This window comes from Streptomyces olivochromogenes (assembly GCF_021538895.1).
Lineage (GTDB): Bacteria > Actinomycetota > Actinomycetes > Streptomycetales > Streptomycetaceae > Streptomyces > Streptomyces olivochromogenes_A.
The window spans coordinates 1-5,782 of sequence record NZ_JADDRL010000228.1; the positions used below are offsets into that span (position 1 = coordinate 1).

Below are 5,782 nucleotides of genomic sequence, written 5' to 3' on the forward strand. Positions count from 1 at the left end.
GCCCGCCGGGGCTTCTCGATGAGGCACACGACGGGGGAGGGGACCGTGGTCACCGGTGGCCGATTCCTCGGACGCCGGCTCCTTCCGTACGACGGTGGACGGCACGGGGCCGGAGGTCTCGGGCACCGGCGTCACCGGCGTACTCGCGCTCGGCGCCTCGGTGTCCACCGGGGTCATCGTCAGCAGCAGCGTCCCCGGAAGCGTCACCTCCGCCGTCACGCCGCCACCGGGGGTGCGGGTCAGCTCGACCCCGATCTCCCAGCGGCGGGCCAGGGCACCGACCACGAACAGGCCGAGCACCTTCGTCGGTACGACGTCCAGGCGTTCGCGGCGGATCAGGCGGCCGTTCTCCTCGGCGAGGCGCTCGGCGCTCATGCCGAGGCCGTGGTCGGTGATGACGACGTACGCGGCCTCGGGGGTGGAGCGGACGGTCACCTCGACGGGGCTGCCCTCGGGCGAGAAGGAGACCGCGTTCTCCAGGAGTTCGGCCATCATCAGCGTGAGGTCACCGATGATGTCGGGCTCGACCACGGTGTCCGTCGCGGCGTACAGCCGCACCCGCTGGTAGCCCTCGATCTGCCCGAGCGCGGCCCGTACGACGTTGGTGAGGGCCGTCGGCCCCCCGTCCAGGGCCGTCTCCCGGATGCCGGCCAGCAGCATCAGGCTGTCGGCGTTGCGGCGCAGACGTACGGCGATGTGGTCGATGGAGTAGAGGCGTTCCAGCAGGGCGGGGTCGGTCTCGCCCCGCTCCACGGAGTCGATCAGCGCCAGCTGGCGGGTTGTGAGGTTGCTGACGCGACGGCCGACGTTGCCGAACATCTCGGCGACGTTGCGGCGGCTGAGCACCTGCCGCTCCAGCAGCGCGGCCGCGGTCGTCTGCACCCGGTTGAAGGCCTCGGCCAGGTCGCCGATCTCGTCGCGCGCGGTGACCGGCATGTCCCGCAGCCGGGGCGGCCCGTCGTCCTCGGCGTCGTCGTCGGCCACCCGCGCCAACTCCCGGTTGGCCACCTCGGCGACCTTCCGCGCGGCGCTGGTGAGCGTCTGCACCGGGTGGATCACCGAGCGGCGCACCAGCACCGCGAAGGCGAGCCAGAGCGCGAAGCCGAGCAGCGCCGCGTTCAGCAGCAGCGCCGCGCGCCACTGCGCCGCGTCGGAGGTCTCGTCGGCCCGGCCGGCGATCTGCTTGATCAGCGAGGTGGTGATCTTCAGCCGGGCGGCGGCCTGTTCCGGGTAGGCGGGATAGTCGGCCAGCGCGTCCTGCACCGCCCGGCGGATCTCCGCCTGCGACCCGGCCTCCAGTTCCGTCGGGTCGATCTGCAGCTCGGCGAAGGACTCGGCGATGCGCTGCTGGGCGTTGGTGTGGTCGACCCCGGCCAGCTCCCGCGCCTGCGCCTCGGTGGCGAAGCGGGTGAAACGGTCCGCCTGGTGGCTGTAGAGGTCGTAGGCGCCGACCGCGTTGGTGAACTCGATCAGTGCGTTGGTGTCGCCGGTGGTCGCCGAGAACACGCTGGTCTCGAAGGTGCCGTGGGCGGCGTCCGCGCGCAGCAGGGAGTCCACCAGGTTGCCGGTGAAGGTGGCGGCGAGCGTGGAGTCGCGGTCCAGGCCGAGGCCGTCGATCACGCCCTTGGCCGCGTCCGAGTAGGTCGGGTCGATGTTGTCGGCCGGCAGATAGCCGCGCTCGACGCTCTGCCGCAGGCTGGACAGGCTCTGGACCTCCCTGAGGGCCTGTGCCTCGGTGTCCGGCAGCCGGCCGCCGTAGGTGTCGCGCACCTTCTCGACCTGGGCGTCCACCGCGGCCTGGGCCTTGCGGTAGGGGGCCGGCGAGGGCTTGGCGTGGCCGGATTCGTACCGTGCGGAGAGCAGGATGGCCTGCTGGTGCTCGGCCTCCACCCGGTCGACCAGCCGGGCGACCGTGGCGCTGTCCCGGACGGCCCGGGCCGCCCGCTCCGCGCTGTCGGACTGTTCCAGCAGGTCGGTGATCAGGTAGCTCAGCAGGACCGCGATCACCGCGAGCGGCACGCCGACCAGCAGGTTGAGTTTGCGCCGGAAGGGCCAGCGGTCGGCGAAGCCCCGTATGCCGCCCCGCGTCGCCGGGGCAGGCCGGGCGGGCGCGTCCACCGCGTTCGTGGACACAGGGCCTCCTTCGTAGGGGTGTCTCCACCCGAACTGATGCGTAACGACACCGAGCGGGCCCCGTACACCGCTGTGACCGATATCAACTGCCGCGAGACTACAGCGTCCTTGAAGTGTCAATCAGGTCGCCTTTTATCAAGAATCCGTTACAAAGAGACCGCTCTCCCTCCGTAACTGGGCACGGATCGAGGCCAATCGGTGACCCGGAGCCACTTGACTGACCGAGAACAGGCTGGATTGGATCAGGAAGAAGCTCTTCCTACCGCTGTCCACCCCACCAACCCCCTGAGCCCGGAACGGGAATCGTGACTTCCAGCACCCACATCAGCAGGTCCATCCGGAGACACCGAGGCGCGGCGGCCGTCGCGCTCGCCGCGGCAACGGCCCTGCTGACGGGCTGTTCCTCGTCCGACACATCGGGCGACCCACTCAAGGGCGACAAGGCGAGCGGCGACACCGTGGTCGTCGGGTCGAACAACTTCGCCGAGAGCATCCTGCTCGCCGACATCTACGGCGAGGCCCTGAAGGCCAAGGGAATCAAGGTCACATACAGGCCGAACATCGGCAGCCGCGAGACCACCTACGGCCTGCTCAAGAACGGCGCCATCTCGGTTCTGCCGGAGTACAACGGCGCGTTGCTGGCCTACCTCGACCAGAAGGCCAAGCCGAAGACCATCGAGGAGACGACGTCGGCCATCGAGGCCAAGCTCGACTCCAAGCTGACGCTGCTGAAGCCGGCGCCGGCCGAGGACAAGGACTCGGTCACCGTCAACGCGGAGACCGCGAAGAAGTACCACCTCACCGAGAAGTCCACCATCGCCGACCTCAAGGACGCCGCGAAGGACCTGGTCATCGGCGCCTCACCGGAGTTCCAGACCCGGCAGCAGGGCCTGGTCGGCCTCAAGGACGTCTACGGCCTGGAGTTCAAGTCCTTCAAGGCGCTGGACGCGGGCGGTCCGCTCACCCAGGCGGCACTGAAGAAGGACACCGTGCAGGTCGCGGACCTCTTCACCACGGACCCGACCATCTCCAAGGAGAAGTTCGTCGTCCTTCAGGACCCGCAGAGCCTGTTCGGGTACGAGAACGTCCAGCCGCTGGTCTACAAGAGCGCGCTGTCCCAGAAGGGCGTCGACGCGCTCAACGCCGTCTCGGCGAAGCTCGACACGGCGACCCTGCTGGACCTCGACACGCAGGTGCAGTCGCAGAACAAGGACCCGTTGGACGTCGCCAAGGCATGGCTGAAGTCGGCCGGTCTCGGCTGACGACGTCCGCGCGTCCCGCAGGAACGCGCACGACACGACGCGGGTGTCCCCGGAGAACGGGGGCACCCGCGTGCGTTTTCGTCGGCGCGAGCCGGTCCCATGGAAGAAATCCACCACTGACGCCGCCTGGTTGGAGTCCTCCCGCCCCGTCCTCCCACGCTGACCCGTGACCGACAGGCCATGTTCTCCGCCGACGAGATGTCCCGGGCCCTGGGCAGCATCGGGCCGGTGATGGGCCTCGCCGCTGTCTGCGGACCGGTCCTGGGCGGCGTGCTGACCCACGCCGACCTGTTCGGCTCGTCCTGGCGCGCGGTGTTCCTGGTGAACGTCCCCGTGTCCGTGGCCGTCCTCGCCCTGGCCCCGAGACTGCCGGAGAACCGCGCCCCGCGCCGCCCCACCCTCGACGTCACGGGCACGCTGCTCGCGGCGACCGGCACGGGCCTCGTGGTCCATCCGCTGATCGGTACGAACGTCGTCGAACTCCGCCCGCGCGGCTGGACGTCGCTGTGCGCCGGACTCCCATCCTCCCTGTGCTGGTTCCGGGGCGGTACGACCGACTCCTTCGGCCCCGAACCGCGCCCGCTCACCGACGCGCCCGGCTTCCTGCCGTACGCCAACGGCGCGCACTACGACACCGCGTGGGGCCGCCGCCCGCTGCCGGGTGTCTGAGCCGGCCACCGCGAGGTCAGGCCGGCTCCGCCCGCTCCGTCCTCGCCCGCGCGGCCGACTCGCGCTTGCGGCGGCGGCTCACCCGGGGTTCCTGGTCCGGGAGCCAGCCGAAGGCGAGGCAGCTGCCGGTGACGCCGAGCAGCAGGCCGATGAAGAAGCCGCCGAGGTTCGAGGTGATCCAGGTGCCCAGGGAGAGCAGGACGCCGGTGAGGGAGTAGAAGAGGCGCTGGGCCGGATTGAAGAGGGTCAGCAGTCCGCACAGCAGCATCAGACCGGGCAGCAGGTAGCCGGCCAGGCCCTGCATGCCGATGTGCATGACGACCTTCATCGACGCCTTCTCGGTGAGCAGGATCTCCGCCCCGCCCAGGGTGAGCAACAGCCCGCCCCAGAACGGACGGCGGGCCCGCCAGCGCCGGAAGGCGGGCCACATCCCCGATCGAGGACCGTCCGACATCAGCAACCCGAGTCGCTGAAGCGGAGTTTGAGACCGGGCAGCTTGAACACGCCAGCCGTGGTGGCGTAGTTGGTCTGCCGCAGATTGCCGATGCGCACCGTGTCGGCCTGCTGGCTGAACACGCCGATCGGGCCCTTCACCCCGGCCTTGGTGAGCGTGCTGGCGTCGTTGCCGATCTCGATGTTGTTGAACGCGGCGTCGCCCGTCAGCTCGGTCGAGTCGGTGGTCAGGTCGCTCGCCTGCACCTTGTCCGCGCCGCTGCCCGCAGTGATGAGCAGGTTGGTGCCGCCGAGGTCGACGCTCTGGCACAGCTTGGTGAGCGTGGCGTTCTTTATCGCGGAGGTGACCACCAGCACCTGACCGCCGGTGTCGCCCGCGTTGGGGCTGCCCTCCGCCATGTTGTCCAGGTTGCCGAACTGCTCGAAGCCGGTGCCGTTGAGCTCGGTCGCGGTGACCGTGAACGGCATTCCGGAGATCGCGAACTGCACACCCAGGGCGCCCTCGGCGGTGAGGATCGCGAGACCGGCGGCGATCGCGGTGGCCGGCACGGCCATCACGGCAGCCCGGCGCCAGCGGACGCGACCGCGTCTCACGACACCTTCGGTGCTGTCCCCGGAATCGCTTTCCGGGTTCTCGGGGATGTGCTCGGCGGACGAGGCCATGTCTGCTCCCAGGGGCATAGGCAATGCGGGTTGGGCTTCCGTGGCGCGTTGTCCTGGCGCGGACAGCGGCTGCCGCGCACACCCTTCGCACCTCCCGGCGGGTGCAAGGGCTTTCTGGTTACGCGACAGTAGCCGCGGAGGAAGTTACCGGGGGTTACACCCAAGGGTCAAGGGAGTTGTGAAAAAAGGGTGTTGAATGTGGGTCAGTCGTGTCGCGCGGCCCGCGCCGACCCGCTCTGACCTCCAACTCCGTTGATACTTCTTGACGTTGACGGTTGCTCAGGTCTACAACTCTCCCTGGTTTCCCAAGGATCCGTGGCGCCGGATCCGCCGCCCGCGGCATCGTCCGCGATCCCGGCCTTCTTCCGCCCTTCATCACTCCTTCACCCGCATCGCTCCGCCTCCGGGCGGCACGGGTCACGGTCGCTTTCCCCCTCGTTCCATGTCCGGCCGCCCCCCACCCGGCCCGGCCGGAGGTCTACCCCCGAGGCTTCCGGCCGGTGCCCGGCCCGCTCCGTTGTCGGCCCGTCACGTACGGAGAAGGCGTGACGGGCCGGCAACGGCCCGCGGCCCGCAACGGTCGGCATCACCTGCACCCCCGC

Annotated in this window: 5 protein-coding genes; 2 read left to right on the plus strand and 3 right to left on the minus strand. The window is 69.8% G+C overall.

All coding sequences use genetic code 11. The features are described from left to right. On the minus strand, nt 1-2,133 hold a 2,133-nt coding region (locus IPZ69_RS46160), incomplete at its 3' end, for a sensor histidine kinase (RefSeq protein ID WP_235460915.1). Nucleotides 2,134-2,438: 305 nt separating this feature from the next. Between IPZ69_RS46160 and IPZ69_RS46165 the strand changes: the two genes are divergently transcribed. Beyond that, on the plus strand, nt 2,439-3,395 hold the full coding sequence (locus IPZ69_RS46165) for an ABC transporter substrate-binding protein (protein WP_235460916.1): 957 nt from the start codon (nt 2,439-2,441) through the stop codon (nt 3,393-3,395). A 180-nt stretch (nt 3,396-3,575) separates the two neighbouring features. Beyond that, nucleotides 3,576-4,064 carry a hypothetical protein gene (locus IPZ69_RS46170; protein ID WP_235460917.1) on the plus strand — a complete coding sequence of 163 codons (489 nt, stop codon included), beginning with the start codon at nt 3,576-3,578 and terminating at the stop codon, nt 4,062-4,064. 16 nt (nt 4,065-4,080) lie between these two features. Here the strand turns inward: IPZ69_RS46170 and IPZ69_RS46175 are convergent, their stop codons facing one another. Both IPZ69_RS46175 and IPZ69_RS46180 read right to left on the minus strand, forming a co-directional pair. Beyond that, entirely contained in the window at nt 4,081-4,518 is a 438-nt protein-coding gene (locus tag IPZ69_RS46175; protein ID WP_235460918.1) for a DUF6114 domain-containing protein, read from the minus strand. After that, nucleotides 4,518-5,180 carry a DUF6230 family protein gene (locus tag IPZ69_RS46180; protein WP_374296255.1) on the minus strand — a complete coding sequence of 221 codons (663 nt, stop codon included), beginning with the start codon at nt 5,178-5,180 and terminating at the stop codon, nt 4,518-4,520. The genes IPZ69_RS46175 and IPZ69_RS46180 overlap by 1 nt, the downstream gene beginning before the upstream one ends. Between the last annotated feature and the right edge of the window lie 602 nt (nt 5,181-5,782).